The organism is Neisseria dentiae (assembly GCF_024580525.1).
GTDB classification, from domain to species: domain Bacteria; phylum Pseudomonadota; class Gammaproteobacteria; order Burkholderiales; family Neisseriaceae; genus Neisseria; species Neisseria dentiae_A.
In genome coordinates this window covers 39,658-66,113 of the sequence record NZ_JANIKQ010000011.1, presented here as the reverse complement: position 1 = coordinate 66,113, position 26,456 = coordinate 39,658, and the positions used below count along the sequence as shown (strand labels likewise).

General features: G+C 54.9%; 20 protein-coding genes, 3 tRNA genes and 4 pseudogenes. 15 read left to right on the top strand and 12 right to left on the bottom strand.

The window, feature by feature from the left end:
* The first annotated feature begins 35 nt into the window (after window positions 1-35).
* From NQ012_RS07960 to NQ012_RS07940, 5 genes are all read left to right on the top strand, one after another.
* Entirely contained in the window at window positions 36-338 is a 303-nt protein-coding gene (locus NQ012_RS07960; RefSeq protein ID WP_085366100.1) for an integration host factor subunit alpha, read from the top strand.
* A complete protein-coding gene (locus NQ012_RS07955; RefSeq protein ID WP_085366099.1) occupies window positions 322-645 on the top strand; it encodes a hypothetical protein in 324 nt (107 codons plus the stop codon). Before NQ012_RS07960 ends, NQ012_RS07955 begins: the two co-directional genes overlap by 17 nt.
* Window positions 646-680: 35 nt before the next feature.
* Window positions 681-757, top strand: a tRNA-Pro gene (locus tag NQ012_RS07950).
* 101 nt (window positions 758-858) lie between these two features.
* Window positions 859-1,935, top strand: coding sequence for a peptide chain release factor 1 (gene prfA / locus NQ012_RS07945; RefSeq protein WP_257067064.1), 1,077 nt, complete (start codon window positions 859-861; stop codon window positions 1,933-1,935).
* Window positions 1,936-2,501: 566 nt separating this feature from the next.
* Window positions 2,502-4,025, top strand: coding sequence for a DUF853 domain-containing protein (locus tag NQ012_RS07940; RefSeq protein WP_257067063.1), 1,524 nt, complete (start codon window positions 2,502-2,504; stop codon window positions 4,023-4,025).
* A gap of 411 nt (window positions 4,026-4,436) precedes the next feature.
* On the opposite strand, the gene NQ012_RS07935 is transcribed toward NQ012_RS07940, so the two are convergent.
* On the bottom strand, window positions 4,437-5,096 hold the full coding sequence (locus NQ012_RS07935; protein ID WP_257067062.1) for an NAD(P)-dependent oxidoreductase: 660 nt from the start codon (window positions 5,094-5,096) through the stop codon (window positions 4,437-4,439).
* A gap of 129 nt (window positions 5,097-5,225) precedes the next feature.
* Between NQ012_RS07935 and NQ012_RS07930 the strand changes: the two genes are divergently transcribed.
* Window positions 5,226-6,125 (top strand): LysR family transcriptional regulator, encoded by a 900-nt coding sequence (locus tag NQ012_RS07930; protein ID WP_257067061.1) that lies wholly within the window; start codon window positions 5,226-5,228, stop codon window positions 6,123-6,125.
* 224 nt (window positions 6,126-6,349) lie between these two features.
* Window positions 6,350-6,541: pseudogene (locus tag NQ012_RS07925) on the top strand (transposase); the annotation flags it as partial.
* A gap of 214 nt (window positions 6,542-6,755) precedes the next feature.
* Here NQ012_RS07925 and NQ012_RS07920 read toward each other — a convergent pair.
* Window positions 6,756-6,962, bottom strand: a complete 207-nt coding sequence (locus NQ012_RS07920) for a hypothetical protein (RefSeq protein ID WP_257067060.1) — start codon at window positions 6,960-6,962, stop codon at window positions 6,756-6,758.
* 220 nt (window positions 6,963-7,182) lie between these two features.
* Complete coding sequence (gene fba, locus NQ012_RS07915; protein WP_085366093.1) at window positions 7,183-8,247, bottom strand: class II fructose-bisphosphate aldolase; 1,065 nt, start codon at window positions 8,245-8,247, stop codon at window positions 7,183-7,185.
* Window positions 8,248-8,490: 243 nt separating this feature from the next.
* Between fba and NQ012_RS07910 the strand changes: the two are divergent.
* A pseudogene (locus NQ012_RS07910) lies at window positions 8,491-8,895 on the top strand (acyl-CoA thioesterase); the annotation flags it as partial.
* A 107-nt stretch (window positions 8,896-9,002) separates the two neighbouring features.
* Here the strand turns inward: NQ012_RS07910 and NQ012_RS07905 are convergent.
* Together NQ012_RS07905 and NQ012_RS07900 are read right to left on the bottom strand one after the other, a co-directional pair.
* Window positions 9,003-9,077, bottom strand: a tRNA-Glu gene (locus tag NQ012_RS07905).
* Window positions 9,078-9,091: 14 nt separating this feature from the next.
* Window positions 9,092-9,168 (bottom strand) — tRNA-Arg (locus NQ012_RS07900).
* Window positions 9,169-9,271: 103 nt separating this feature from the next.
* On the opposite strand from NQ012_RS07900, the gene NQ012_RS07895 reads away from it, so the two are divergent.
* The 6 genes and pseudogenes from NQ012_RS07895 to NQ012_RS07870 all read left to right on the top strand — a co-directional run bounded on the left by NQ012_RS07895 (window position 9,272) and on the right by NQ012_RS07870 (window position 16,853).
* Window positions 9,272-10,669, top strand: coding sequence for an exonuclease domain-containing protein (locus NQ012_RS07895; protein WP_257067059.1), 1,398 nt, complete (start codon window positions 9,272-9,274; stop codon window positions 10,667-10,669).
* Between the two features lie 156 nt (window positions 10,670-10,825).
* Window positions 10,826-11,617, top strand: a complete 792-nt coding sequence (locus NQ012_RS07890) for a Cof-type HAD-IIB family hydrolase (RefSeq protein WP_257067058.1) — start codon at window positions 10,826-10,828, stop codon at window positions 11,615-11,617.
* A 345-nt stretch (window positions 11,618-11,962) separates the two neighbouring features.
* On the top strand, window positions 11,963-13,282 hold the full coding sequence (locus NQ012_RS07885) for an MFS transporter (RefSeq protein ID WP_257067057.1): 1,320 nt from the start codon (window positions 11,963-11,965) through the stop codon (window positions 13,280-13,282).
* Between the two features lie 83 nt (window positions 13,283-13,365).
* Window positions 13,366-13,508: pseudogene (locus NQ012_RS07880) on the top strand (lipoprotein signal peptidase).
* Window positions 13,509-13,555: 47 nt separating this feature from the next.
* Window positions 13,556-15,010, top strand: a complete 1,455-nt coding sequence (locus NQ012_RS07875) for an oligopeptide:H+ symporter (RefSeq protein ID WP_257067056.1) — start codon at window positions 13,556-13,558, stop codon at window positions 15,008-15,010.
* Window positions 15,011-15,062: 52 nt separating this feature from the next.
* Window positions 15,063-16,853 carry an aminopeptidase P family protein gene (locus NQ012_RS07870; RefSeq protein ID WP_257067055.1) on the top strand — a complete coding sequence of 597 codons (1,791 nt, stop codon included), beginning with the start codon at window positions 15,063-15,065 and terminating at the stop codon, window positions 16,851-16,853.
* Between the two features lie 325 nt (window positions 16,854-17,178).
* Here the strand turns inward: NQ012_RS07870 and NQ012_RS07865 are convergent, their stop codons facing one another.
* Window positions 17,179-18,966, bottom strand: a complete 1,788-nt coding sequence (locus tag NQ012_RS07865; RefSeq protein ID WP_257067054.1) for a 2-isopropylmalate synthase — start codon at window positions 18,964-18,966, stop codon at window positions 17,179-17,181.
* 280 nt (window positions 18,967-19,246) lie between these two features.
* Here NQ012_RS07865 and NQ012_RS07860 point away from each other — a divergent pair, with 280 nt between their 5' ends.
* Window positions 19,247-20,077 (top strand): integrase core domain-containing protein, encoded by an 831-nt coding sequence (locus NQ012_RS07860; protein WP_257067053.1) that lies wholly within the window; start codon window positions 19,247-19,249, stop codon window positions 20,075-20,077.
* Here NQ012_RS07860 and NQ012_RS07855 read toward each other — a convergent pair.
* The 6 genes and pseudogenes from NQ012_RS07855 to NQ012_RS07830 all read right to left on the bottom strand — a co-directional run bounded on the left by NQ012_RS07855 (window position 20,068) and on the right by NQ012_RS07830 (window position 26,424).
* A pseudogene (locus tag NQ012_RS07855) lies at window positions 20,068-20,211 on the bottom strand (lipoprotein signal peptidase). The gene NQ012_RS07860 and the pseudogene NQ012_RS07855 sit on opposite strands and share 10 nt — an antisense overlap.
* 37 nt (window positions 20,212-20,248) lie before the next feature.
* Window positions 20,249-21,073 carry a crotonase/enoyl-CoA hydratase family protein gene (locus NQ012_RS07850; RefSeq protein WP_257067052.1) on the bottom strand — a complete coding sequence of 275 codons (825 nt, stop codon included), beginning with the start codon at window positions 21,071-21,073 and terminating at the stop codon, window positions 20,249-20,251.
* 248 nt (window positions 21,074-21,321) lie between these two features.
* Window positions 21,322-21,678 (bottom strand): SpoIIAA family protein, encoded by a 357-nt coding sequence (locus NQ012_RS07845; protein WP_257067051.1) that lies wholly within the window; start codon window positions 21,676-21,678, stop codon window positions 21,322-21,324.
* Window positions 21,679-21,695: 17 nt separating this feature from the next.
* Window positions 21,696-22,589 carry a DMT family transporter gene (locus NQ012_RS07840; RefSeq protein WP_257067050.1) on the bottom strand — a complete coding sequence of 298 codons (894 nt, stop codon included), beginning with the start codon at window positions 22,587-22,589 and terminating at the stop codon, window positions 21,696-21,698.
* Between the two features lie 234 nt (window positions 22,590-22,823).
* Complete coding sequence (locus tag NQ012_RS07835; RefSeq protein WP_257067049.1) at window positions 22,824-24,080, bottom strand: capsule biosynthesis protein; 1,257 nt, start codon at window positions 24,078-24,080, stop codon at window positions 22,824-22,826.
* A gap of 292 nt (window positions 24,081-24,372) precedes the next feature.
* Window positions 24,373-26,424: a capsular polysaccharide biosynthesis protein gene (locus tag NQ012_RS07830; RefSeq protein ID WP_445013495.1), complete on the bottom strand. Its 2,052-nt coding sequence runs from the start codon at window positions 26,422-26,424 to the stop codon at window positions 24,373-24,375.
* Window positions 26,425-26,456 lie beyond the last annotated feature (32 nt).

Genomic DNA, 26,456 nt, shown 5'->3' with positions numbered 1-26,456 from the left:
TAATCCACATCTGTTGAAAAAACGAAGGTAATAAAATGACACTAACTAAAGCCGAATTGGCCGATATTTTGGTAGAAAAAGTAAGCAGCGTAACCAAAAACGATGCCAAAGAAATCGTCGAACTCTTTTTTGAAGAAATCCGTTCCACTTTGGAGCGCGGTGAAGAAATCAAAATTTCCGGTTTCGGAAACTTCCAATTGCGCGACAAACCCCAGCGCCCCGGCCGCAACCCGAAAACCGGCGAAGAAGTGCCGATTTCCGCACGCCGTGTGGTAACTTTCCACGCCAGTCAAAAACTCAAAGGCATGGTGGAGCACTACTATGACAAACAGCGCTAACCTTCCCAACATCCCCGCCAAACGCTATTTCAGCCTGAACGAAATGTGCGAACTGGCGCAGATCAGCACCGCCCAATTTGCCCAATGGCAGCACGAAAACGGCGTGGTGGTCGGCTACGGCGGCAACAACTATACCCGTGCGGACGTGCTTAAGGTGCTGAAACTGAAAGATACTTTCGCCCCGTTTATCGACACGTTCAACCACAACGCTTTAGATGCTTCGGGCAATCCGGCGATTCAGGCCGAAGAAATGCGCGAAGAGCTGAAAAAAATGTTGGGCGAAGTTGAAAAAACGCTTGCCAGCTAAGCCGCATGATTCTATAATCCCGTTCTCTTTCGAGTCGGAGTGTGGCGCAGTCTGGTAGCGCACTTGCATGGGGTGCAAGGGGTCGAAGGTTCGAATCCTTTCACTCCGACCAAAAAATATTGAAAAGTCAGCTACGCACTAGCTGGCTTTTTTCTTTGCTGTTTGGCTTGAGGCCGTCTGAAAAGTTTTCAGACGGCCTCAACGGAAAAAATCATGAAACCATCTATTTTAGAAAAACTGCAACAATTGGCCGAACGTTTGGAAGAGGTAACCCACCTGCTCGGCCAGCCCGAAGCCGCCGACGATATGGATAATTACCGCAAGCTCACGCGCGAACACGCGGAGATTACGCCGGTGGTGGAAGTGTTCCGGCAATACCGCTTGGCGCAAAGCGATTTGGCCGATGCGCAGGAAATGCTGGCCGACCCCGAAATGAAAGCCTTTGCCGCCGAAGAAATCGAAACGGCCAAAGCGCAAATCGAAACGCTGGAAAACGAGCTGCAAAAACTGCTGCTGCCCAAAGACGCCGACGACGAGAAAAACATTTTTATCGAAGTGCGCGCGGGCACCGGCGGCGACGAAGCAGCGCTGTTCGCCGGCGATTTGCTGCGTATGTACAGCCGTTACGCCGAGCGCAACCGCTGGCAGGTGGAAATCGTATCGGCCAACGAGAGCGATTTGGGCGGTTATAAGGAAGTGATCGCCCGCATCGTCGGTTTGGGCGCATACAGCAAGCTGAAATTCGAGTCGGGCGGCCACCGTGTGCAGCGCGTGCCCGCCACCGAAAGCCAGGGGCGCATCCACACCTCGGCCTGCACCGTGGCGGTGATGCCCGAGGCCGACGAGTTGGAAGAAATCCAACTCAACCCCGCCGATTTGCGCATCGACACTTTCCGCGCATCCGGCGCGGGTGGCCAGCACATCAACAAAACCGATTCCGCCGTGCGCATTACCCACCTGCCCACCGGCATGGTGGTCGAATGCCAAGACGGCCGCTCGCAGCACAGCAACAAAGCGCAGGCGATGAAAGTTTTGGCGGCACGGCTGAACGATGCCCAAAAGCGCGAAGCGCAAGCCAAAGAAGCGGCGGAACGTAAATCGCTGATCGGCAGCGGCGACCGCAGCGAGCGCATCCGCACCTACAATTACCCGCAAGGCCGCGTTACCGACCACCGCATCAATCTGACTTTGCACAAGTTGGATTTCGTTATGGACGGTGATTTGGAAGAATTAACGGCTGCATTGATAGCCGAACATCAGGCCGAATTGTTGGCGGAAATGGGTGATTAATATGACGTTTGCAAATAAATATTAACATAAGTTCACAAAATAAGACTATTTTGACAAAGTTTCCAATAATTTAAAGATATTTTGTAAAAAGTTCTTGCGCAATTTGTTTATATTTGTTAATATTCGTTACGTAAACAAGGCAACAGTTTCAGCTGGTTTACATTCCTTTTCATCGATTTTATTTTTTAAGGCCGTCTGAAATTTTCAGACGGCTTCTTTTCTATTCTGTGTCTGCATCTGGGTTAAAACTGTTGTACATCAACATCATAAAAATTGAGACCTTGGTAAGGTTTATGGCGGCAGTTTATTAGCCAAACTATAGCGAATCAACTTAATAAAAAGTACACGCGTCATACTCGGGCTTGACCCGAGTATCTCATGTTGCCGAAATCCAAGATACTTGAGTCAAGCCCGGCAATGACGGACAGGGGCGGAAACCGTGTGTCTGCGTTAAGTTTTCAGACGGCCTTGAGGGTGTTTTTGCAAAGGCCTCGCCATATTTGCACGCGGCGGTGTTTCATAAGACAATACGCCCACATCTATCACACTATCAGTAAGGAAATGTTATGACCACCTTCCCAATCGCCCGCGCAGGCGGCAACACGCTTGAAATCCAAGGCAAAATGGCCAACCGCCACGGTTTGATCGCCGGTGCCACGGGCACGGGTAAAACCGTTACCCTGCGCCGTATGGCCGAAGCCTTCAGCGGCGCGGGTATTCCCGTGTTTCTGGCCGACGTGAAAGGTGATTTGTCGGGCATCGCCAATGCCGGTGAAAACAGCGGCAAAGTGGGCGAGCGCATCGCCGAATTCGGTTTGGGTGCCGACTGGCTGCAAAGTTTTCCCGTGCGCTTTTGGGACGTGTTCGGCGAAACCGGTATTCCCGTGCGCGTAACCATTTCCGAAATGGGGCCGATGCTGCTGGCGCGCCTGATGAATCTGAACGACACCCAAGAAGGGTTGCTTAATCTGGTGTTCAAAGTGGCCGACGACAACGGCTGGCACTTAATCGACCTGAAAGACTTGCGCGGCCTGCTCAAACACGTTTCCGACAATGCCGCCGAATACCGTGCCAAATACGGCAACGTATCGCCCGCCAGCGTGGGCGCGGTGCAGCGCCAACTGCTCACGCTCGAAAACGAAGGCGCCGAAAACCTGTTCGGCGAGCCGGCCTTGAATCTTGAAGACTGGATGCAGACCGAGGGCAGCAAAGGCGTAATCAACATTTTGAATTCCGAAAAGCTGATGCGCTCGCCGCGCATGTATAGCGCGTTTTTGCTGTGGATGCTGGCCGAACTGTTTGAAACCCTGCCGGAAGTGGGCGATTTGGAAAAGCCCAAATTCGTGATGTTTTTCGATGAAGCGCATTTGCTGTTCGACAACGCCCCGTCTGCGCTGGTGGAGCAGATCGAACAAGTGGTGCGGCTGATCCGCTCGAAGGGCGTGGGCGTGTATTTCGTTACCCAAAACCCGCTTGATTTGCCCGACACCATTCTCGGCCAGCTCGGCAACCGCGTGCAGCACGCCCTGCGCGCGTTTACCCCGCGCGATCAGAAAGCCGTGAAAGCCGCTGCCGAAACCTTCCGCACTAACCCCAACGTTAACGTGGCCGAAGCCATTGCCGAATTGGGCGTGGGCGAAGCACTGGTATCGTTTCTCGACGAAAAAGGCATGCCCGCGCCGGTGGAGCGTGCTTTTGTGCTGCCGCCGCAATCCAACCTGACCCCGCTGCCCGCCGCCGAGCGCGATGCCAAATACCAAAGCGATATTTTGTACCGCCACTATAAAGATATGGTAGACAATTATTCGGCCTATGAAGCGCTGGCAGAGTTGGAAGCCAAACAGGCCGAAACCGAAGCTGCGGAAACCGCCGCCAAAGAGCAGGCCAAAGCCGAAAAAACCGCCGCTGCGCAACCGCAGCAAAACGGCGTGGTCGGCGGCTTTTTGGGCGGACTGTTCGGCAGCCGCAAAAAGGCCAACCAGGGCGTTGCCTATGATTTGGCCGATTCGGTGGGCAACCAAATCAACAAACAGGTTACCCGCGCCATTTCCCGCAGTGTGATGGGCGTGATTAAGAATATGTTGAAGTAGCCGGCGGTTAGGCTTGGAAAGGGCTGCATTTTTGCAAGACCCGTTTCGAGTGTTGAAGTGGTTGCAAGATACCTGGGCTTGGCCCGGGTATCTTATTGTTTATAAAGAAGCAGCAGATACTCCGGTCAAGCCCGGGCATGACGGCGTTTGGGTATTTCAGACGGCCTGAGACCTTTGCAAAATTCAAATTGCTATCTAAAAAAGCTGAACTCCGTCATTCCCGCGCAGGCGGGAATCCAGACGCTTGGCATCCAAGTATTTGTTTAATCAATACTTCAATATTTCCATCTGGATTCCCGCCTGCGCGGGAATGACGGGATTTAAGCATTTCAGACGGCCTTAAGGTATTTTTGCAAAGGTCTCGGCCTTAAGGCATTTTTGCCAAGGTCTCGGCCTGAGCATAACGGCGGATTATTCGGCCGCAACGGTAAAGCGTTGGTGCAGGTGCGCTTTTTGCTCGACATCGTCCGCAATGGCCACGGCCAGGTCGGCCACGCTGATGCCGGCGGGCACCTCGCTGCTTTCCATCAGCAAATCATCTTTGCCTAAACGGTAGCGGCCGGTGCGCTCTTCGTTGAAACCGCCGTCGGCACCCAAACGGGCGGGCGGGGAAACGAATGCCCAGTTAACGTCGCTGCGTTGTTGCAGGGCGGTTAAGAGGTTGCGGGCGGCGTTGGCGCCGTCGTAGATTTCTTTGGGGAAAGCGGGGGTGTCAATCACTTGCAGACCGGGCGCAACATACAGGCTGCCCGCGCCGCCCACCACCAAGAGATACGGCACTTGCGCGGCTTTGGCGGCTTCAACGATGGCATTCGCGCCGCGGGTGAAGTCCGCGCCGATATTGGGGTTGTTCCAGCCGGGGTTGAACGCGCTCACCACGGCATCGAAACCTTTCAGACGGCCGGCAAAGTCGGCGGCGGTTACGTCGGCGGCCACGGCATCAACGTTGGGCGCTTGAAACACTTTGCCGGTGTTGCGGGCGAAAGCGGTTACTTCATGGCCGCGTGCGGCCAGCTCCTGCACCACGGCATTGCCCACATAACCTGTTGCACCGATAACTGCGATTTTCATGATGTTTCCTTTCTTGGATGTTGTTTGTTAAGACAGGTGCAGTATAAGGCCGCTTGAAGCGCTTGATAATCCCTGATTTACTGATTATATTTTTAAGCTTAACTAAACAATGTTGAGGCCGTCTGAAAAATGCAAGACATCAAACCGCTGCTGGTGTTTGCCGCCGTGCTCGAACACGGCAGCATGAACGCCGCCGCCGCCGCACTGGGCATGACGCCTTCCGCAGTCAGCCAGCACATTACCCGTTTGGAAAGCCTGCACGGCGTGAAGCTGCTCAACCGCAGCACCCGCCATCTGGCACCCACCGACGCGGGGCGGGCGCTGGCCGTGCATTGCGGCCGTTTGCGCCGCACGCTTGCCGACACGCAAACCGCGCTCGACAACCTGAAAACCGAGGCGGCGGGCGAAGTGCATCTGGCGATTACGTCGGGCATTGCCGACACGCAAATGTTTCAGGCGGCCTTGAAGCGTTTGCAGCGCGAATATCCGAATATCCGCCCCGTGCTGCACGTGGGCGACCGTTTGCTCGATTTGCAGCAGGGCGGCATCGATATCGCCATACGCGGCGGCGAGCATTCGCTCGACAACCCCGATTTGATTGCCCGCCATTTGGTGGCGTGGCCGTGGCAGATTTGCGCGGCACCCGATTATCTGGCGCAGCATCCGCCGATAACGCGCCCGGAGCAGCTTCACGGCCACCGCTGGCTGCATTTTCTGCCGGTACGCATCACGCTCAGGCACGGCACGGAAAGCTATCTGCTCGACATTGCCGACAGTATGCCGTGCAACCAGCTTGCCACTGTGCGTTCGCTCACGGCGGGCGGCGTGGGGCTGTCGCTGCAATTGGAAGGGGAGGTGCGGCAGTATGTGCGGCAGGGGCGTTTGGCCGTAGTGCTGCCGGAATGGTCGCTGCCGGTGGTGAATCTTTACGCCGTAACTTCCTATCGCGTGCAGTCGGCCAAAACCGAGGCGGCGCTTCGGGTGTTGCAGGAGGCTTTTGCGGCGGCATCCGGTGAATCGGCTGAATAAAAGTACATGTGTGATAATTGGGTTTGGCCCGAGCATAACGGAATGTCTACTAAGCAAGTTGTTGGAAAAAGTCGGATTGTGTAAATTTTGGCGTAAGGGACAAAATGGGTGCTATTTTGGAGTAGCACCTCTCTAAGGGATATTTTGGGTGCTATTCAGGCTTCTCAATAGAGAAATAATCTTTAATAAACCTAACCTTATTGTCTTTTTTCATGCCCTGATGGCAGCGCAATACGCAGCTGTCGAAAGTGCGCTATGTGGTCGAGCAAACCTTCGGTACGCTGCACTGGAAATTCGGCTGCAAAAGAGCGCGTTATTTTGGTTTACGGAAAGTGCTGGCGCAAAGCCATTTGAAAGCGGTATGCCTGAACCTGCTAAAGGCAGCCAACAGGCTTCGTGTGCCTGCTGCTGCCTGAAAAGGCAATGGGCACCCCGATAAAGGGGCTAATTGTGGAAAATATGGACGAGAAACACGTCTTAAAATGAAAAAACGGTTACCTTGATTGTTCAGGTAACCGTTTGGATGGGGTAGCTGGTATTTCGCACTCCATTAAAGAAAGGGAGGCGAAGTCAAGTATGACATTATTGACTTTTTGACAACCCATTTTAAATGGTTTGCATTCGACTTAATCAGTCAACACCGTATTCATGATATTCATAATAATCACCGCGAGGAGGTGTTTTGTATTCATGATACTCATAGTAACTTCCACCGGGAGACGAAGGTACGTCATACTCATGATATACATAATGATCATCTTCATCTGGAGGTATTACATTTACACAGGCAGAGAGCATCAATATAGCTGTTGTGCATAGGTATAATTTGGCTTTCATAATGGACACTCCATTTTTTAGGGTAGTTTGGGATATAAGTATCATGTTTAAAATTCTAAATAAAAGCGGCCGTGCAGGGCAATGTTGCTTAACGTGAATTTGCTGATTCGGGGTTGCGGTGTGGTTTTTTATTCATTCTGTGTAAAACCGTGCTAAAAGGCCGTCTGAAAAGTTTCAGACGGCCTTTGGTTTTGTTAGAACGTGTGTGTGTTTGAGCGGTTTATTTCACAATCTGGTTGAGTTCGCCTTTGGCATAGCGGGCGGCCATTTTTTCCAGTGAAACCGGTTTGATTTTGCCGGCCTGGCCTTCGCAGCCGAACGCGGTGTAGCGGTCGATACAGATTTGTTTCATGGCTTCTACGGTTTTGGCCAGATATTTGCGCGGATCGAATTCGGCGGGGTTTTCGGCCATGAATTTGCGGATGGCGCCGGTGGAGGCCAGGCGCAGGTCGGTGTCGATGTTGACTTTGCGCACGCCGTGTTTGATGCCTTCCACGATTTCTTCCACCGGCACGCCGTAGGTTTCGCCGATGTTGCCGCCGTGTTCGTTGATGATTTTCAGCCATTCCTGCGGCACCGAGCTGGAGCCGTGCATCACGATGTGGGTGTTGGGCAGGGCAGCATGGATTTCTTTGATGCGGTCGATGCGCAAAACGTCGCCGGTGGGGGGGCGGGTGAATTTGTAGGCACCGTGGCTGGTACCGATGGCAATCGCCAGCGCGTCCACACCCGTGTCGCGCACGAAGCGGGTGGCATCTTCCACGCTGGTGAGCATTTGGTCGTGGGAGAGTTTGCCGGCCGCACCCACGCCGTCTTCTTCGCCTGCCTCGCCGGTTTCCAGATTGCCCAAAACGCCGATTTCGCCTTCGACCGATACGCCGCAGGCATGGGAAAACTCTACCACTTTGCGGGTTACTTCGGCGTTATATTCGTAGGTGGACGGGGTTTTGCCGTCTTCGAGCAGCGAGCCGTCCATCATCACCGAGCTGAAACCGAGCTGGATGGAACGTTGGCATACGTCGGGCGAGGCACCGTGGTCTTGGTGCATTACCACGGGAATGTGCGGGAATTCTTCGATGGCCGCCAGAATCAGGTGGCGCAGAAACGGCGCGCCGGCATATTTGCGCGCGCCGGCACTGGCCTGCACGATAACGGGGGCGTTAACTTGGTCGGCGGCTTCCATAATCGCGCGCATTTGTTCGAGGTTGTTCACGTTGAAAGCGGGCAGGCCGTAGCTGTTTTCGGCGGCATGGTCGAGCAGCTGGCGCATGGATACGAGTGCCATAGAAAATCCTCCAAATCTGGGTGAAATATTGAATAACAGGCAAATTATATCAGTTTCGCCCTGAAAACTACACGCGACAACAAAAATAGGCCGTCTGAATAATCTGCCGCCGAAAGTGGGAAGCGGCGGAAGAGAAGCGTTGCGCAGGCGGGCGGTTTTTGTGCAGAATCCGTTACAATAACGCTTTGGGCTGTTGCCGGTTGGCAATGGTTTCAAGCTGTTATTTTTGTTTGGAGGGTTTTTATGCCGCGCATCAATCTGCCTTTGCCTGAAAAGGTTTTGTTCCGCACCGGCCTCACGGTGCAAATCGGCGATATCAATTACGGCAACCATCTGGCCAATGATGCGGTGTTGCGTTTGTGCCATGAGTGCCGTATGCGCTGGCTTGCGCGGCACGGTTTCAGCGAGCTGGATGCAGGCGGGGCAGGCTTGATTATGGCGGATGCGGCGGTTCAGTATTTGGCGCAGGCGCATCACGGCGATGAGCTGGCGGTGGAAATGGGCGCAGACGACATCGGCCGCAGCGGCTTTGCGTTGCTTTACCACATCAGCCGCGAAAGCGACGGCCGCAGTATTGCCAAAGTGCAAACGGGTATGGTGTGCTTCGATTATGCCGCGCAGAAAGTCTGCCGTTTGCCGGAAAGGTTGGGGAAGATATGCAGGCCGTCTGAAAAACGGGTTCAGACGGCCTGTTTGGTAATGAATGTGAATGAAAAAACAAAGCCCTTGAAATCTTCAAGGGCTTTGTTTTTATATGGCACGCCCACGGGGAATCGAACCCCGGTTACCGCCGTGAAAGGGCGATGTCCTAACCGCTAGACGATGGGCGCGGATAAATAAACTGTGGCGCACCCGGAGCGATTCGAACGCCCGACCCTCTGGTTCGTAGCCAGATACTCTATCCAACTGAGCTACGGGTGCGTGAAAGATGCGTATTATAGGAATCACGGTTAATGCTGTCAAGCAGCACCCGGCGAAAAAGTGTAGAATGGCGGCCTGTTATTTGAATTTAATCGGAAATATGATGGCGCAAGCCTCTGATCGTTGGCCGCTGTTGGCGGCGTGTTTCGGCCGTTTGGGCGTGTCGGTGGCCGTGGTGGACATCGAATCGACGGGCGGCAATCTGTTTGAAGACCGCATTACCGAGGTGGCGTTGCTGCGCTTTGAAAACGGCAGGGCAGAGCGGCACGAATGGTTGGTGAACCCGCAGCAGCCGCTTTCGGCGTTTATTACCCGTTTAACCGGCATCAGTAATGAGATGGTGGCCGGTGCGCCGCTATTTGCCGACTTGGCGGCCGAATTGCTGCCGCTGTTGCGCGGCTCGCTGCTGGTGGCGCACAACAGCCGTTTCGACTACACCTTTCTGTGCCACGAATTCCGGCGTGCGGGCGTGGATTTCGCCGCGCCGGCTTTGTGCAGCGTGCAATTGTCGCGCCGCCTTTATCCGCAGTTTCACAAGCATAATCTCGACAGCATCATCGAGCGTTTCGGTATTCGGGCGGAAAGCCGCCACCGTGCGATGACCGATGTGTTGGCGTTGGCCGATTTTTTGGAGGCCAGCTTGGCGGAGAAGGGCGGCGAATGGGAAAACCACTGCCGCGCGCTGATGAATCCGAAGCTGCCGCCGGCTTGGTTGGGGGCGGATTTGGCGGAGCAGGTTTATGCGCTGCCCGATACGCCGGGCGTGTCGGTTTGGCTTGACGGCAGGGGGTGTGCGCTGGATATCCGCGTGCATGAAAAGGCGTTTGCCGAAGTGGCGGCGATGCTGCATCTTAAAAAGAACCAGCCGTTTGTGTTGGAAACCGGCAGCCTGCGTTTTATACCGGCGTTGGGGGCGCTTCATGCGCTGTGGCTGAAAGCGCAACTGGCACAACAATACGGCATCAGGCCGTCTGAAAGCGCCAACCGTTATTTAACGGTTCAGTTTGCGCCCGACGAGCAGGCGCGTTTGCAGGCGCGGGTGGTGCCGCTGGCGGAAGGCAGCAGGCGGCAGCCGCCCAACGGTTTGTTTATACACAAAAAAGCCGCCAAACGCGCGCTGGCGGAGTGGGCGCAGGCGCACGGCTTGTGCCCGTCGTCGCTCGATATTCTGCCGCAAACCCATGCCAAAGGCGTGCCGTGTCCTGTGCAGGAAGTGGGGCGTTGCGACGGCGGCTGTGCCACGGCGGACGGCATCGAAGTGCAAAACCGCCGTATCTCTTCGTTGGCGCACAATCTGCCGGTGGCGGATTGGGGCAGGGCGCGTAAAATCGAAATCGTGGAAAGCGACAATCTGTCGGGGCGGTCGGTGGTGTTGCATTGCGAAGGCGGTGCGCTGGCGCTGCCCGACGGGCAATGGTATTTCGACGAAACCCTGCCGCCGCTGTTGAAAGCCAAATTCAAGCAGGGTAAGGCGGCGGTGAGGGTGTTGGAGGCCGTCTGAAAAAGGTTGGCCGGCTTTCAGACGGCCTTCAGTTATTTTGCAAAGGCTCAGGCCTTATCCGCACGATTGTTGCCCGATATCAAACGGGTGCGGTGCGTATCGGGGCAAACTGGCGGTTTCCGGCGGTTTGCCGGAACCCATTCAGAAAGAAACGCTATGCAAACTCCCAAAATCATCTTTTTCGACATTGACGACACGCTTTACCGCAAATACACCGACACGCTTCGTCCGTCGGTGGCCGAAGCCATGAAAGCGTTGAAGGCGCGCGGCATTCTCACCGCCATCGCCACCGGCCGCCCGTATGCCGCGATGCCCGCCAAAGTGCGCGCCGTGGTGGAAGAAGCGGGCATGGATCTGCTGCTCACCATTAACGGCCAGTTTATCCGCTACCGCGGCGAAGTGCTGCAAAAATGCCCGTTGGAAACCGCTAAGGTGGATGCGATGTGCGCCTATTTCGACCGCGAGGGTATTCCCTATGCGTTTGTGGCCGACCACACCATCGCCGTTTCCGAACCTGTGCCTACGGTGGAGGAAGCGATGGCGCATATTCTGCCCGACCACCCGGTGGACAAGGAATTTTACCGCCGCAACGAAGTGTTTCAGATGCTTGGTTTTTATGCGGACGACCGCGAAGCGGAAGTGGCGGCCGAAGCGGCGAAACACGGCTACAAAACCGTGCGCTGGCACGAATTGGCGGTGGATATGCTCGATGCACAAGGTTCGAAGGCGCGCGGTATCCGCACGGCGGTGGCCGAGCTGGGCATTGATATGCAGGACGTGATGGCTTTCGGCGACGGTTTGAACGATATCGAGATGATGAAAGCCGTGGGTTTCGGCGTGGCGATGGGCAACGGTCATCCCGATTTGAAAGCCGAGGCGGACTATATCTGCCCGACAGTAGAGGAAGACGGTGTGTATAACGGATTGAAAGCGTTGGGTATTATCTGATTTTCGTCCCGCTGCGGTCGTGTTGTGGGTGTTTGAAAAACTGCTAAGGGTTTGGCACAGATAAGGCCGTCTGAAACCGTATTTTCAGACGGCTTTATTTTTGCCGATATTTGCAAAACTCATTGAGGCCGTCTGAAATGTTTGATTCCGTCATTATCGGGCTTGCCCCGGGTATCTGTTATTTCTTTTGCAGCAAAAAGATGCTCGGGTCAAGCCCGAGCATGACGCAGGGGTTTTAAGATGCTGAAAGGAATTTTGCAAAGGTCTTTGGCTGTAAGCGGTTGCGGTTCGGTTTGGATATGGGAAAATGTTTGCCGCACACAAGCCAAATTAAGGGAAGGGATCATGGATATTCTCTCGCGCCTGCAAAACCTGCCTGTGGGCAGGTTTCACTATAAATTGTTGGTGTTAATCGGTTTGGGCTGGCTGTTTGACGCCATGGATACCGGCATGGTGTCGTTTGTGCTGGCCACTTTGGGCGAAGAGTGGCAACTGTCGCCCGCAGGGTTGGGCTGGATTGTCAGCACCGGCTTTATCGGCATGGCGCTGGGTGCGGTGTTGAGCGGCAGGATGGCCGACCGCATCGGGCGCAAAAACGTGTTTGCCGGCACCATGCTGCTGTATAGCGTGGCAACGGGTTTGTGCGCGGTGTCGTGGGATTTGGCCAGCCTGCTGTTTTTCCGCTTTTGGGTGGGCTTTGGCTTGGGCGGGCAGCTTCCCGTGGCGGTGTCGCTGGTGAGCGAATATGCGCCGCCGAAAGTGCGCGGGCGGTTTATCGTGCTCCTTGAGAGTTTTTGGGGGCTGGGCTGGCTGGCGGCGGCGCTGGTGTCGTATTTTTTCATTCCGCAATACGGCTGGCACAGCGCGTTTTTAATCGGTGCGCTGCCGGTGTTTTATGCGTTTTATGTGTGGAAAAAACTGCCCGAATCGGTGCCTTATCTGATTCATAAAGGCAGAGTGCGGGAAGCCCATGAAATCGTGTGCGCCTTAGAGCGCGAAGCGGGGCTGCCGGCGGTTCAAACGGCCGAAGTGGCGGGCGTGGAAACCCGCGAAAACGTGCGTTTCGCACAGCTTTGGCAGCCGCCGTTTGCCCGGCGCACGCTGATGCTGTGGCTGATTTGGTTTGGCATTGTGTTTTCGTATTACGGCATTTTTACTTGGCTGCCCAAGTTGCTGGTGGAACAGGGTTATACGGTGGTGAAAACCTTTGAGTATGTGTTGGTGATGATTCTGGCGCAGCTGCCGGGCTATTTCGCCGCCGCCGTGCTGGTGGAAAAAATCGGCCGTAAAGCCACGCTGGCGGGCTTTCTGTTTGCCTGTGCGGTGTGCGCCTATTTCTTCGGCCACAGCGCATCGGCGGCGGAGGTGATTTTTTGGGGCTGCTGGATGTCGTTTTTCAACCTGGGTGCATGGGGCGTGCTTTATACCTACACGCCCGAACTTTATCCGGTGCGTTTCCGCGCATTCGGCTCGGGTTGGGCGGGCGCGGTGGGGCGCATCGGCGGTATCGTGGCGCCGATGGCAGTAGCGGCGATGATGGGCGGCGAAAACGGTTTCGGGCGGATTTTCGTGATGTTTACCGCCGTGCTGGTGGCGGTGGCGGCGGTGATTGTGCTGCTGGGAGAGGAAACCAAAGGCCGCAGCTTGGAAGACATCAGCGGTTAGGTTTTTCAGACGGCCCCGTTTAACGGAAAAACGAATTGTTCCGTATATGCGTTATCTGTTAAATTACAGTAAAACAGAGACCTTTGCAAAACCCTCATCTGTGGCGCATTTCTGCGTTGTGCGCTGCTCGCTCGCTTGCCTATCGTGTGATATGTCTGCGCTCGCTGTGCTGCTACGCCTTGAACTGCATCCACATCTGAGGGTTTTGCAAAGGTCTCAACAATAACAATTAAGTTGGTTTTGTTTCACGATACAACCGCTTTGAGGAGAAAAATGATGGGTAAACCTTTAGAGAGCGAACGCAAGTTTTTCGGGCACCCGTGGCAGCTTTCCTCGCTGTTTCAGATTGAGCTGTGGGAGCGCTTTTCGTTTTACGGCATGCAGGGCATCCTGCTGATTTATCTGTATTATCAAACCACCGAAGGCGGTTTGGGCATCGATAAGGCGGTGGCGGGCGGTATCGTCGGCGCTTACGGCGGCAGCGTTTACCTTTCCACCATTTTGGGCGGTTGGCTGGCCGACCGTTTGTGGGGCGCGGAGCGCACGCTGTTTTATTCGGGCATTATGGTGATGGCGGGGCATATCGCGCTGGCCGTGATTCCGGGCTTGGCTGGTTTGCTGTGCGGTTTGGTGCTGATTGCGCTGGGCAGCGGCGGCGTGAAAGCGTCGGCCAGCTCGATGGTAGGCTCGCTGTATGAAAGCGAAGAATTGCGCCCGCTGCGTGATGCCGGTTTCTCGATTTTTTATATTTCCATCAATATCGGCGGTTTTTTAGGCCCGCTGCTGACCGGCCTGCTGCAAAACCGGTTGGGCTTTCATTACGGCTTCGGCGCGGCGGCGGTGGGCATGGCGTTCGGCCTGCTGCAATATGCGCGCGGACGCAAATCGCTGCCGCCCACGCCTGCGCCGTATCCGCTGCCCGCAGGCCAAGGCAAAACGGTGGCCGCTGTGGCGGCGGCTTTGGTTGCGGCCTTGTCGGTTTCGGTGTGGGCCGGATGGCTGAATTTGGATAATTTCTCGAAAGTGCTGCTGGGTACCGTGATTCTGGCCACTTTGATTTATTTCGTGCGCCTGCTCGGCGGCTCGGGCGTGGAAGCGCAAAACAAGCGCTACATCACCGCCTATATCCCGCTGTTTGCGGTGATCTGCATTTTTTGGGCGCTGTGGTTTCAGGTGTTTACGTCGGTTACGGTGTATTTCGACGAAACGGCCAACCGCAACATCGGCGGTTTCACCATTCCCGTATCGTGGAAAGATTCGCTGCAAAGCCTGTGGGTGGTGCTGTTTTCCGGCCTGATGGCGGCGATGTGGACGAAAATGGGCGAAAAGCAGCCGAAAACGCCGTTGAAATTCGCATTATCGGTGATGGTGCTGGGCGCATCGTATTGGTGTTTCGTGCCGTTTATCGCATCGGGCGCGGTGATGCCGCTGGCAGTGTTTGCGCTGGTGATTTTGGGTATCACCATCGCCGAGTTACTGATTTCGCCGATTTCACTGTCGCTGGCTACCAAAATTGCGCCGTCCCACTTCAAAACCCAAATGGTGGCGTTGAATTTTTTGGCCCTGTCGCTGGGGTTTACGCTGGGCGGTTTGCTGTTTAAAGAATATTTTTCGGTGGAAACCGCCGCTTCGTTTTACCGTTTGATCGGCACGGCAGGTTTGACAACGGGCGCGGCGCTGCTGGCGTTGGTGCCGGTGCTGAACCGCCTGCTCAAAGGCGTGGATTGATGCGCACCGCAGATTAATTGTAGAAAATATCATTTCCCGGAGAATGTTAAGTATGAATACGCCTTCCCAACGTTTGGCCGCCTTGCGCCAAGCCATGAGCGCGCAAGCGTTCGATGCGTGGATTATCCCCTCGGCCGACCCGCATTTGTCGGAATACCTGCCGCAGCACTGGCAGGCGCGGGTGTATGTTTCCGGCTTTACCGGCTCGGTTGGCACGCTGGTGGTGAAAAAAGACAGCGCCGATTTGTGGGCGGACAGCCGCTATTGGGAACAGGCCGCGCAGCAGCTTGCCGGCAGCGGCATCGCCCTGCAAAAGCTCGGTTTCGGCAAAACCCATGTGGAAGATTTGGCCGAAAGCCTGCCTGAAAACGCCCGCGTAGGCGTGGCGCCCGATATGCTGTCGCTGGCTGCCAAGCGCCAGTTGGAAAGCGCGTTTGCGGCAAAAAACATCAGCTTGGTTCACAGCAGCGATATTCTCGCCGCCATTTGGGAAAATCGCGCCGCCTTGCCGCAATCGCCGGTTTACCCACATGATGCCGCCTTTGTGAGCGAAAGTGCTGCGGCAAAACTGGCGCGGGTGCGCGCGGCCATGCAAGAAAAAGGTGCCGATTACCACCTGATTTCTTCGTTGGACGACACCGCCTGGCTTACCAACCTGCGCGGCAGCGACGTACCGTTTAATCCCGTGTTTTTGTCTTACCTGCTGATCGGACAAAATCAGGCCACGCTGTTTGTGGCGCCCGAAGCCTTAACGCCTGCCGCCCGCGCCGTGTTGGCCGAAGCCGGCATCGGCACCGCTGCTTATCATGAAGCGGCGGCGGCCTTGTCGCAGATTGGCGGCAGCCTGCTGCTCGATCCCGCCAAAACGGCGGTAAGCACCTTAGCGCAACTGCCCGACAGCGTGCGGTTGGTGGAAAGCATCAACCCCTCAACCCTGTTCAAATCCATCAAATCCGCCGCCGACATTGCCCATATCCGCGAAACCATGCGCCAAGACGGCGCGGCCTTGTGCGGATTTTTCGCCGAATTGGAGCAGAAGCTGGCAAACGGCGAAACCGTTACCGAGCTGGACATCGATACCCTGCTGCTGGCGCACCGCAGCCGCCGCCCGCATTTTATCTCACCCAGCTTCAACACCATCGCCGGCTACAATGCCAACGGCGCGCTGCCGCATTACAGCGCCACGCCCGAGGCCAACGCCGTCATCAGCGGCAACGGCCTCTTGCTGATTGATTCGGGCGGCCAATATCAGGGCGGCACCACCGACATTACCCGCGTGATGCCTGTCGGCACGCCTACCGCCGCGCAAAAACGCGATTTCACGCTGGTGCTCAAAGCCCATATCGCGCTGGCGCAGGCGGTGTTTCCCGAAAATATTCCCGCACCGATAATCGACGCCATCTGCCGCGCGCCCATGTGGCAGGCGCAATGCGACTACGGCCACGGCACGGGGCACGGCGTGGGCTACTTCCTCAATGTGCACGAAGGGCCGCAGGTGATTTCCTACCACGCCGCCCCCAACCCCAATCACGCCATGAAAGCGGGTATGTTCAGCTCCAACGAACCCGGCCTTTACCGCCCGCAGCAATGGGGCATACGCATTGAAAACCTGGTGGTCAACCAACCGGTGGAAAACCCCGCCGAAACCGCGTTCGGCAGCTTTTTGTGTTTTGAAACCGTTACCCTGTGCCCGATCGACACCCGCTTGGTGGACACGGCATTGATGACGGCCGCCGAAACCGAGTGGCTGAACCGCTACCACGCTGAAGTGCGCGAAAAACTGCTGCCGCTGGTGGAAGGCGCAGCGCGTGTGTGGTTGGAAGAGCGCACCGCTGCGGTTTGAGCCGCTTGTTGAATCTCTGCATAACGTTAAAGGCCGTCTGAAAGCAAGTTGAAGGCTTTCAGACGGCCTGAAACCTTTGTGTCATACTCGGGCTTGACCCGAGCATCTTTCTGTTTCAAAAGAAATAACAGATAGTCGGCTCAAGCCCGAGTATGACGGAATACAAGCATTTTTCAGGAACGAATCGACTTTTTGCAAAGGTCTCGGCCTGAACAACTTGCAAAAGTATCAGAGTGCAAACATTTTCAAGGTTGAACCGGCATTTTATAAAACAACAGGCCGTCTGAAACGTTTCAGACGGCCTGTTTTCAATATGCCTTCACACTCAAATATCGCCTTGTGCTTTCACTTTTTCGGCGCTGAATTCCAGTTTGCTTAAGGCCGAAAGATAGGCTTTGGCGGTGGCGACCAACACATCGGTGTCGGCACCCTGGCCGTTCACCACACGGTTGCCGCGTGCGAGGCGCACGGAGGTTTCCCCTTGGCTTTCGGTGCCTTCAGTTACGGCGTTTACCGAATAAATTTGCAGGGTGGCGCCGCTGTTCACCACGCTTTCGATGGCTTTGAAAATGGCGTCAACGGGGCCTGAGCCGGTGGCTTCGGCCTGTTTTTCTTCGCCTTTCACGCTGAATACGATTTGTGCGCGCGGCTCTTCGCCGGTTTCGGTGGTGATGCGCTGCGAAACGAATTTATAGGCATCTTGGGCGAGGCTGTGCATTTCGTCGGAAACCAGCGCGTGCAGGTCTTCGTCGAAAATTTCGCGTTTTTTGTCGGCCAACTCTTTGAAGCGGGCGAAAGCGGCGTTTAAGGCTTCTTCGCTGCCCAGTTCGATGCCCAAATCGGCAAGTTTGGTTTTAAAGGCGTTGCGGCCGGAAAGTTTGCCCAAGCTCAGGCGGTTGGCTGCCCAGCCCACCGATTCGGCCGACATGATTTCGTAGGTTTCGCGGTGTTTGAGCACGCCGTCTTGGTGGATGCCCGATTCGTGCGCGAAAGCGTTGGCGCCGACGATGGCTTTGTTGGGTTGCACGGGATAGCCGGTTACGGTGGACACGAGTTTGGAAGAGGGCACGATTTGAGTGGTGTCGATGCCGGTTTCCAAACCGAAAACGTCGTTACGGGTTTTCAGAGCCATCACGATTTCTTCGATGGATGCGTTGCCTGCCCGTTCGCCCAAGCCGTTTACGGTGCATTCTACCTGGCGTGCGCCGCCTTTCAATGCGGCCAGCGAGTTGGCGACGGCCAGCCCCAAATCGTTGTGGCAGTGTGCCGACCACACGACTTTGCCGCTGCCGGGGGTTTTGGCAATCAGCTCGCGGAAAAATTCTTCGGTTTTGTGGGGAATCGAATAGCCGACGGTGTCGGGGATATTGATGGTGGTGGCGCCTGCTTCGATTACGGCACCGCAGATTTCTGCCAAAAAGCCGATTTCGGAACGCAGTGCGTCTTCACACGAAAATTCGACGTCGTCGGTATATTCTTTGGCGATTTTCACGGCCTTAACGGCGGCTTCCACCACTTTGGCCGGCTTCATTTTCAGCTTGTGCTCCATGTGGATGGGGCTGGTGGCGATAAAGGTGTGGATGCGGCGGTTGGCGGCGGGGGCAACGGCTTCGCCTGCTTTGCGGATGTCATTTTCAACCGCGCGCGCCAGCGTGCAGACGGTGGCGCGGGTGAGCGTTTTGGCGATTTCGTTCACGGCTTCGAAGTCACCGGGGCTGGCGGCGGCGAAACCGGCTTCGATTACATCAACGCCCAGCTTTTCCAATTGGCGGGCGATGCGGATTTTTTCTTCTTTGGTCATGGCGGCACCGGGCGACTGTTCGCCGTCGCGCAGGGTGGTGTCGAAAATGATAACGCGGTTGTTTTGTGGCATGGTTTGTTTCTCCAACGAGGTTTGTTGCTGTAAAAAGGCGTTCAAATCCAAAGGACGGCCTTGTGCTTCGGCCAGGGCGGTGAGTTTTTGCAGTTGTGCCAGCGGCAGCGAACCGCGGGTGCGCCATTTGTAGATGGCCGCCGTGCTCGCCGCATTTTCGGGATCGTGCGCTTTCAGGGCTTCGGCCAGTGCGTTTACGCCGCCGAAATAGGCGATTAAACGGTCGATGTCTAATTGCATGGGATGCCTTTGTCTAATTTTGTTTCGGTAGGGGTGGATATGGCGGTGATTATACATAAATCAGACAAAACGGCAATAAATTATGAAAAATTTGTTTTTGTCCGGATATTTTTATAAGTTTTAAGACTTTTTGTCTAATTTGCTTTTTTTGGGTTAGTTAACTAGATATTTTTTGGGATGCGGAAGCCGTTTAAAGGCCGTCTGAAAATATTTCGGTTTTCAGACGCCTGAGATGTAGGAAAAGCTAGCGTTGTTTACAGTATTTGAAAGACAATACTGCATGAACATCCATAAAAATACCCGGCTAACCCCGCATAACCGCCAGGCCATTTGGCGCGCTTATACACAAGACAAAATCAGTGTAACTTCGTTGGCACAACAATACCGTGTCAGCAGAGTAACGATTTACCGCATACTCAAAGCTGCCCGGTTGCGGCTGCCCACCCCGCAAAAAAGCACCAACAACCGCTTTAAACAAGCCAAATACGGCATGAAACGCCTGGCTAAAGTTGAGCGGGAAATCGAAGAGAAACTCAAAAAACAGGCAAAGCGTTACAACAAATCCTATCCCGGCGAAATGGTTCATTTCGATACCAAACGGCTGCCTTTGCTACAAAACCAAAAAGCAACCGACCCTCGGGATTATCTGTTTGTTGCCATTGATGATTTTTCCCGTGAGCCGTATGCTGCAATATTGCCGGACCGTACAGCAGCCGGCGCAGCCAAATTTCTTTTGCGCGATGTGACAGATTGTTGTCCCTATACCATCGAATGCGCCTATTCCGACAACGGTGTCGAATATCGCGGCAATGCGGGGCACCCGTTTGGCATTGCCTGTGTGCAAAACAACATAAGCCAAAAATTCACCCGTGTTGCCCGGCCGCAAACCAATGGTAAAGCCGAGCGGGTTATCCGTACCTTAATGGAAATGCGGCATGACAAGCATCCGTTTAAGGATTCGGCACACCGGCAAAAAGAGTTATGTCGTTTTGTTAACTTTTATAACACCGTCAAGCCCCACAAGAGCCTGAAAGGCGACACCCCTTTTGAGGTTTTACAGGCTTCATTCTCAACCTGTTGTGTAAACAACCCGACCTTTTCCTACACCTGAGACCTTTGCAAAACCTCCAGATGTGGATGCAGTTCAAGGCGTAGCAGCGCAGCGAGCGCAGACATAACATGAAGTTAGGCAAGCGAGTGAGCAGCGCACAACGCAGAAATGCGCCGCAGATGGGGGTTTTGCAAAGGTCTCGGGGTCTCTGTAAAGGTTTCAAGCGGTGCATTATCCGGCGAATTTATTGCCCTGTTTGTGCAGCAGGTGCGACATAACCTGTAAATCGCGCTCGGTCAGGTTGAGTGCGGCATCGACCCAGATGGTGGTAATGTCTAACAGCTCCTGATAGGAAACGGGGTTGCAGTAATCTTTCACCCGGCGCATGGCGCGGTAGCTGTTGGGTGATTTTTCGGCACGTTCGATATAGCGCAGCACTTCCTGCCGCCCTTCGCCTTTTTCGGCCAGAATGTCCACCACGCCCATTTCGTAAAGTTGCTCGGCAGTATAGATTTCACCGCCCATCATCATTTTTTCGGCTACGCTGCCGCCCGCTTTGCGTGACAGCATGGAATAAGCCCCCATGCCGGGAAAAAGGTTGAACAGCACTTCGGGCAGCCCCATGCGCACACCTTTTTCGGCTATTAGCACGTTGCCTGCCAGCGCGCCCTCGAAACCGCCGCCCAGCGCGTCGCCCTCAACCAGATTGATGGTGGTCAGCTCGCGGCTAAGATGGGTCATCACTTCGTATAATACTTTGATGCAGTCGGCGGCATAGGCCATCAGGGTGTCGCGGTCGCGGCGCACGATCGCCTGTGCGAACAGCCGTAAATCGCCGCCGAGGTTATACACGCCCGGCACGCCGGAAGTGCCGACGATATAGCGGTATTCGCGGCCGCCTGCATCGATTTCGGCACGTACGTCGCCGAAATACGCCAGCAGGCTGTGCAGCAGCGTTTGCGTGAAGCACGGCACGGGTTGCGCCGCCATCGCCACCCAGGCGGCTTTGTGTTGCGGGTCATACGCAACCTGAAGGTGCGGGTAAGTTTTATCCATACGGTTTCCTTTGTTTTTGACGGCCATAATGGCCTGCCTAACAGTTACTGATGTTTCGTAACGGCAAAAGTTCCGGCCTATCTTGCAGGGCATTATGGTAAAGCAGTTTAAGAAAAAGTACGCACGTCATACTCGGGTCAAGCCCGAGTATGACGGAGCGGGGTTACTAAGCAAGTAGTTTTGCTATAAAAAGGCCGTCTGAAACCATAATCCGGTGTTTCAGACGGCCTGTTGTTTTTGAAGGCGGGTTATGCCGGTTGCGCTTCCTGCAACCAAGCCTGTGCGGATGCGGCATCATCGAAATATTTCGGGTGCTGCTGGGTGATCAGGCTGGAGAGACGGGTGCCGAGTTTGATCCAAACATCGTCAACCACGATGGCGATGCGGCCGAAATCGTTTTCGTGTTCGCGCATGAATTTGAGCTGTTCCACCGCCATATCGATGGTGAAATCTTTCAGCATGGTTAAATCAAGCAGCATATCGGGGCGGTGGACTTTCTGTGTGCATTCCAAAGCGGCGCGCTCGAATTCGTAGAAATCTTCCAGCGTAAATTCGTTATACAGCGCCACATTCAAACCGTAGGCCTGCTCTCTGATGGAAATCATGATGACACTCCTTAGTGTTATGGGGATTTTCGCCGCCACCACGACGGCTTCATGCTGCTTAAAATACCGCTTGCCACAATAATACCCATTCCCAGCGCTTCCTGCCAGCTGATTTTGTCGCCCAAAAACCAAACGCCGGCCAGCGACGAAAACACCACTGTTAAATAGGAAAGCGAGGCCACGGTAAATTTGTTGCCGACCTTGTAGGCACGGGTCAGGCACAGTTGGGCCACCAGCGCCGAAGCGCCGATGCCGATCAGATAGGGCAGGGCGGCGGCGGTTAGCGGGTGCCAGCCGGTAAGGCTTGCCCACACCGCCGATAAGGCCATGCCCACCAGCGAAAGGTAAAACACCACCCGCCAGCCCGGCTCGCCCAAGAGCGAAAGTTCGCGTACCTGCAAATAGGCCCAACCGGCGAGCAGGCCGCCGCACAAACCCACTAAAGCGGCCAGCTCCTGCCCGCTTCGGAAAGAGGGGTTGAGCAACAGCACCACGCCGCCGAAGCCCAGCAGCAACACCGCCAGCGTGTAGGCCGACACCCGTTCTTTCAACACCACAAACGATAACACCGCCAAAAAAATCGAAGAGGTGTAGCCCAGCGTTACGCCGGTTGCCAGCGGCAGGTGCATCACGGCATAGAAAATGCAAAACATGCCCAGTGTGCCGGAAACGCTGCGGTTTAAGTGTGCGCGCCAATGCGGCGTGGCAAAGGTTTTGCCTTGCATTTTGGCGGTGATGCCGAGAAACAGCGCGGCAAAGCCCATGCGCCAGAAAACCAGCTCGCCTGCGCCGAAACCGAAGGTTTGCGCAGCGGCTTTCACCCAGAAATTCATCAGGGTGAAGCCGACGGCGGCGATAATCATCCAGCCTGAGCCGAGCCGGTCCGGGGAAGCGGGAGCAGGGGAAACCATGTATTAAAAAGGGTAAGGTTAAGGCAGAATCTTATGGTGGTTTGAAAGCGGCGGGTTTAGGCCGTCTGAAATGCCCAAACGGCGCTTGGATGCTTCGGGCATCTAAAAAATTCAAAACTGCGTCATACTCGTGCCTGGCCTGAGTATGATGAAAATCTGGTATTTCAGACGGCCTAAACTACACCGATTGCGGATTGTGCGGCTGTTACCGGTATTTTGTAAAGAAGAAATAACTTACGGTGCGGGTGTTCCGCCGCCGCCGATTTCGGGAAAGCGCACTTCGCTGTAAAAACTGCCGTTAATCTGGGTGGTGTTGATGTGATACATACGGTAGGCATGAAACAAACCTTCGTCGGGCGGCACAGGGTGTTTCCAAAACTCGGCCAAGCTGCCCTGAAAGGTGATGCCGGGAATATCGTAGCTGGCGCGGCCGATGATTTTAACCGGCATTCCGTGAATCAGCGCAGAGAGGCCGCTGGTGCTGTTGAGCGTAACCATGCCGGCGCCGTAGCGCAGGAAAACGGGCAGCGGTGCGTCATGCACATAAAAAATACGCCCTTTGAGCTTGGGGTGTTGTTGGAGAAAGCGGTTGATGTCTTTGCGGTAGTCGGTAAAGCCCCTGTCCATCGGGTGGTGTTTCACAATCAGGTTGGTATCGTCGGGCGCGTGGGCGGCAAACGAAGTGAGAATATGCAGCAAAAAGTTTTGCACCGACGAAAAATCGCTGTGTATGCGCACTTGGCTGTCGTTAAACACTTGCAGCGGCAGAATATAAAACCGGCCGTATTTGCCGCTTTCCACTTCGCGGCCGAAGTTGTGGTCTTGCAGCATATAAACGGCACGTTTGATGCCGGAGCGCGCCCAAGCGCCGATGTAGTGTGTGAGGCTGTTGATGCGGTGGTGGATATAGTGGGGATAGCGGTTGCGGTGGCGGTTGGCTGCGGCGTAATAACACACCGCGCATTTGGCCATGGGCAGAAAGCCGCCGGGCACGGCGGGCGGTTCGCTGTATTCCTGCTGCCGCAGTTTCGGAAAGGCCGTCTGAAAAAAGGCGGCATCGCGCGGCAGCGGCGAAAAAGCGTTTACGCCGTTTTGTTCCAGCGTGATATAAAACGGGCGGAAATAGCCTTCTTCAAACGCCCAGAAATTCAGGCCGTAATCTTCGGCCACCTGTTTGGCGGCGATGTGGTAGGGGCGGGAATCGCCGAAGCACACAACGGCATCGATAAGGTTTTCCTGCACGAATGATGCCAAAAAGGCGGGAAATGCCTGATAAGTGTCGCGATAGGCAAAGGTGCGGGGGATATGCAGCGGGTAAAACGTTTCGTCGCCGTAGTTAAAATTCAATTTAAAAACGGTTTTGTGATGATGCTCGACAAGCCATTGCGAGAATGTTTTGAAAAACGGCCCGATCGGCCCCTGCAACAGCAAGATGCGCGAATTTTTGCCGACCAGCTCTTCCAGCGAGCTGGGAATAAACGTGTTTTCCATGCGGTTTGTTTATTGTTGTGAATACGTGAACGGTGTTTGCGCGCTTGGTATGCGGTGTTTTCAGACGGCCTGAATGCTTATTTCCGTCATACTCATTCCCGTCATACTCGGGTCAAGCCCGAGTATGACGGAGAATAAACATTTCAGACGGCCTCAATAACTTACAAACATCTCAGGCCGTCTGAAAAAAAATTGCAGCCATTTATGCCGCCGTTTCTGCGAAAGGCAGCAAATCTCCCAAGGCGCTATTTTACCTGATTTATTGTTTGTTAAATAACTATAAATATATATTTTATTTCATTAACACGCGAAGCTGTTTGAGCTTGCCCCATTGCTTGGCGGCGAAGCTTTTTTTCAGCGGCGCGCCGCCCTGCCGTTGCGCTTTCTGCCGGCGCAGAATGTCCACGGCGGTTTGCGCATCAACCGAACGGCGGGTTTCGGGGCAAACATAATCGGGGTAATAAACCAGTGTGCCCGCCACCAGCTGCCACAAGGCCAGTTTGCGCGTGCGGCGGGGAATTGGCAGGTGGTCGTGCGTTAAACCCCAGCCCGCATAAAAAGGCAGGCCGTAGCAATGCACGGTTTTGCCGCGCAGCAGGGCTTCGAAGCCCGAAAGCGAAGTGAGGGTATGCACTTCGTGGGCGTGTTGCAGGCAGGTAGTGATATCGCATTCGGTAACGGTTTGGTCGGCATAGCGTGCGGCCTCTTCGGGGGCAATATGGCCGGTGCGGTTGCCGCTCACCACATCAGGATGCGGTTTGTAAATAATGTAGGCATCGGGGTTTAGCCCGCGCACTTTTTTCAATAAATCCAAATTTTTGCGGATTTCGGGCGAGCCGTGGCGTATCGAGGCATCGTCTTCAACCTGGCCGGGCACCAGCAGCACCCTGCCCGCATCGGGCGGAATAGCCAGCGCGCCGCCGCCGACATTGTATTTGCTGATGCCGGCTTCGGTGAGCGCGGTTTGCAGCAACGAGGCCGTCTGAAAATCCTGTTCGGTAAACGTTTGGTTTTGCAGGATATATTCTAATCGCGAGGGCTTTTCTGCGCTGAAATAAATGCCCATATCGTCGCAAACCAGCGAAAGCGGCGGCACCAGATTCGAGCCTAAGCCCACCGAGCGGATAAAGCCGTCTTCCATATGCAAAACAGGCAGGCCGCGCTCGGCGGCAAAATCCAGCAATTCGCGTCTACCGTAGCCCCACACCAACAGCCGCGCATCGGCAGGCAGCGGCATTTCACGCAGTTTTTTCAGCGACGAAACAAAATGCAGGCGGCAGGCAGGAACATTGAAAAACGGCTTCATCACCGCCCGTTTCCACAACGACATGCCCACACAGTAAAGATTGCCGCGCAGTTTTTCGTTGCGGCGGCGTTCGGCGGCCAGATAACCGATCACATCAAACACCGTACCCGCTCCGCCCGTGTTGGGGTTGATATAGCGGCTGTATTGCAGATAGGCGGCCGCAAAAAGCTGCATCAGCGAGCGCGGCGCACGGCGGCCCTGCTGCCGCAAGGTTTTCACGCCCGCATGGCGGTCGTCGGTAACCCCCCAGCCCGCATACCACGGCAGCCCGAACACCGCCACCGGCTTGCCCAGCAGCAAAGCCTCGAAGCCCATCTGCGAAGTAACGCAATATACTTTGTCTGCCTGCGCGAGCAACGACAGCGGGTTGACATCGGCTGCCAGCAGGTGCACGTTTTCCGTTTGCGGCAAATCAGTGAGATAGCCGCGCTTTTTACCGCTCAACACATCGGGGTGGGTTTTTACCCAGATTTCGGCATCGGGGTTTTCGGCTAAGGCCGTCTGAAACATTTGTGCAAACGTTTGCTCGTCGGCTCCGCCAAATTTCACCGCCATATCGCCGTAGGTTTGGTCGATAACCAACACGGTTTCTTTTTCAGACGGCCTGAGACATTTATTTTTGTCATACTCGGGCTTGACCCGAGTATCCCGCTTTGTATCTGCTTCGTTTAATTTGCCATACGCAGATTCAGGCACGCACGCGGTGCCGGAATGCCCGGCCTGAAACAAATCCCACGAAAAATCAGGCGCATGGTTATATTTCGACAAGCCATGGGCAACGATTAATTTAGCCGCTTGTTCGGCATCGGCCAAAGTTTCAGACGGCATCTGATCCGCCGCCAAAACCAACGCTTCCAAACGGGAAGGGCGGGTGGTGTCGTAATAAATACCCAAATCATCCGCCACCATAGAAAACGGCGGCCAGCCAGCCACGCCCAAACCGGGCGAGCGCAGAAAGCCGTCTTCAAGATACACAATAGGTTTTTTTAAAAACGAACGTATCCAATATTCCCGTTTGGCATGTTTCTTGCCCCACAATAGAAATTTTCCTTCAACCTGTTTGGCAGGGT

What these genes read in the sequence shown, in the direction of transcription:
- NQ012_RS07885 (WP_257067057.1), top strand. Translation starts at nt 11,963, where the DNA reads ATGGATATTCTCTCGCGCCTGCAAAACCTGCCTGTGGGCAGGTTTCAC.
- NQ012_RS07890 (WP_257067058.1), top strand. Translation starts at nt 10,826, where the DNA reads ATGCAAACTCCCAAAATCATCTTTTTCGACATTGACGACACGCTTTAC.
- NQ012_RS07875 (WP_257067056.1), top strand. Translation starts at nt 13,556, where the DNA reads ATGATGGGTAAACCTTTAGAGAGCGAACGCAAGTTTTTCGGGCACCCG.
- NQ012_RS07850 (WP_257067052.1), bottom strand. Translation starts at nt 21,073, where the DNA reads ATGGATAAAACTTACCCGCACCTTCAGGTTGCGTATGACCCGCAACAC.
- NQ012_RS07935 (WP_257067062.1), bottom strand. Translation starts at nt 5,096, where the DNA reads ATGAAAATCGCAGTTATCGGTGCAACAGGTTATGTGGGCAATGCCGTG.
- NQ012_RS07860 (WP_257067053.1), top strand. Translation starts at nt 19,247, where the DNA reads ATGAACATCCATAAAAATACCCGGCTAACCCCGCATAACCGCCAGGCC.
- NQ012_RS07920 (WP_257067060.1), bottom strand. Translation starts at nt 6,962, where the DNA reads ATGAAAGCCAAATTATACCTATGCACAACAGCTATATTGATGCTCTCT.
- fba (WP_085366093.1), bottom strand. Translation starts at nt 8,247, where the DNA reads ATGGCACTCGTATCCATGCGCCAGCTGCTCGACCATGCCGCCGAAAAC.
- NQ012_RS07865 (WP_257067054.1), bottom strand. Translation starts at nt 18,966, where the DNA reads ATGCAATTAGACATCGACCGTTTAATCGCCTATTTCGGCGGCGTAAAC.
- NQ012_RS07845 (WP_257067051.1), bottom strand. Translation starts at nt 21,678, where the DNA reads ATGATTTCCATCAGAGAGCAGGCCTACGGTTTGAATGTGGCGCTGTAT.
- NQ012_RS07840 (WP_257067050.1), bottom strand. Translation starts at nt 22,589, where the DNA reads ATGGTTTCCCCTGCTCCCGCTTCCCCGGACCGGCTCGGCTCAGGCTGG.
- NQ012_RS07940 (WP_257067063.1), top strand. Translation starts at nt 2,502, where the DNA reads ATGACCACCTTCCCAATCGCCCGCGCAGGCGGCAACACGCTTGAAATC.
- NQ012_RS07955 (WP_085366099.1), top strand. Translation starts at nt 322, where the DNA reads ATGACAAACAGCGCTAACCTTCCCAACATCCCCGCCAAACGCTATTTC.
- prfA (WP_257067064.1), top strand. Translation starts at nt 859, where the DNA reads ATGAAACCATCTATTTTAGAAAAACTGCAACAATTGGCCGAACGTTTG.
- NQ012_RS07870 (WP_257067055.1), top strand. Translation starts at nt 15,063, where the DNA reads ATGAATACGCCTTCCCAACGTTTGGCCGCCTTGCGCCAAGCCATGAGC.
- NQ012_RS07960 (WP_085366100.1), top strand. Translation starts at nt 36, where the DNA reads ATGACACTAACTAAAGCCGAATTGGCCGATATTTTGGTAGAAAAAGTA.
- NQ012_RS07895 (WP_257067059.1), top strand. Translation starts at nt 9,272, where the DNA reads ATGGCGCAAGCCTCTGATCGTTGGCCGCTGTTGGCGGCGTGTTTCGGC.
- NQ012_RS07835 (WP_257067049.1), bottom strand. Translation starts at nt 24,080, where the DNA reads ATGGAAAACACGTTTATTCCCAGCTCGCTGGAAGAGCTGGTCGGCAAA.
- NQ012_RS07930 (WP_257067061.1), top strand. Translation starts at nt 5,226, where the DNA reads ATGCAAGACATCAAACCGCTGCTGGTGTTTGCCGCCGTGCTCGAACAC.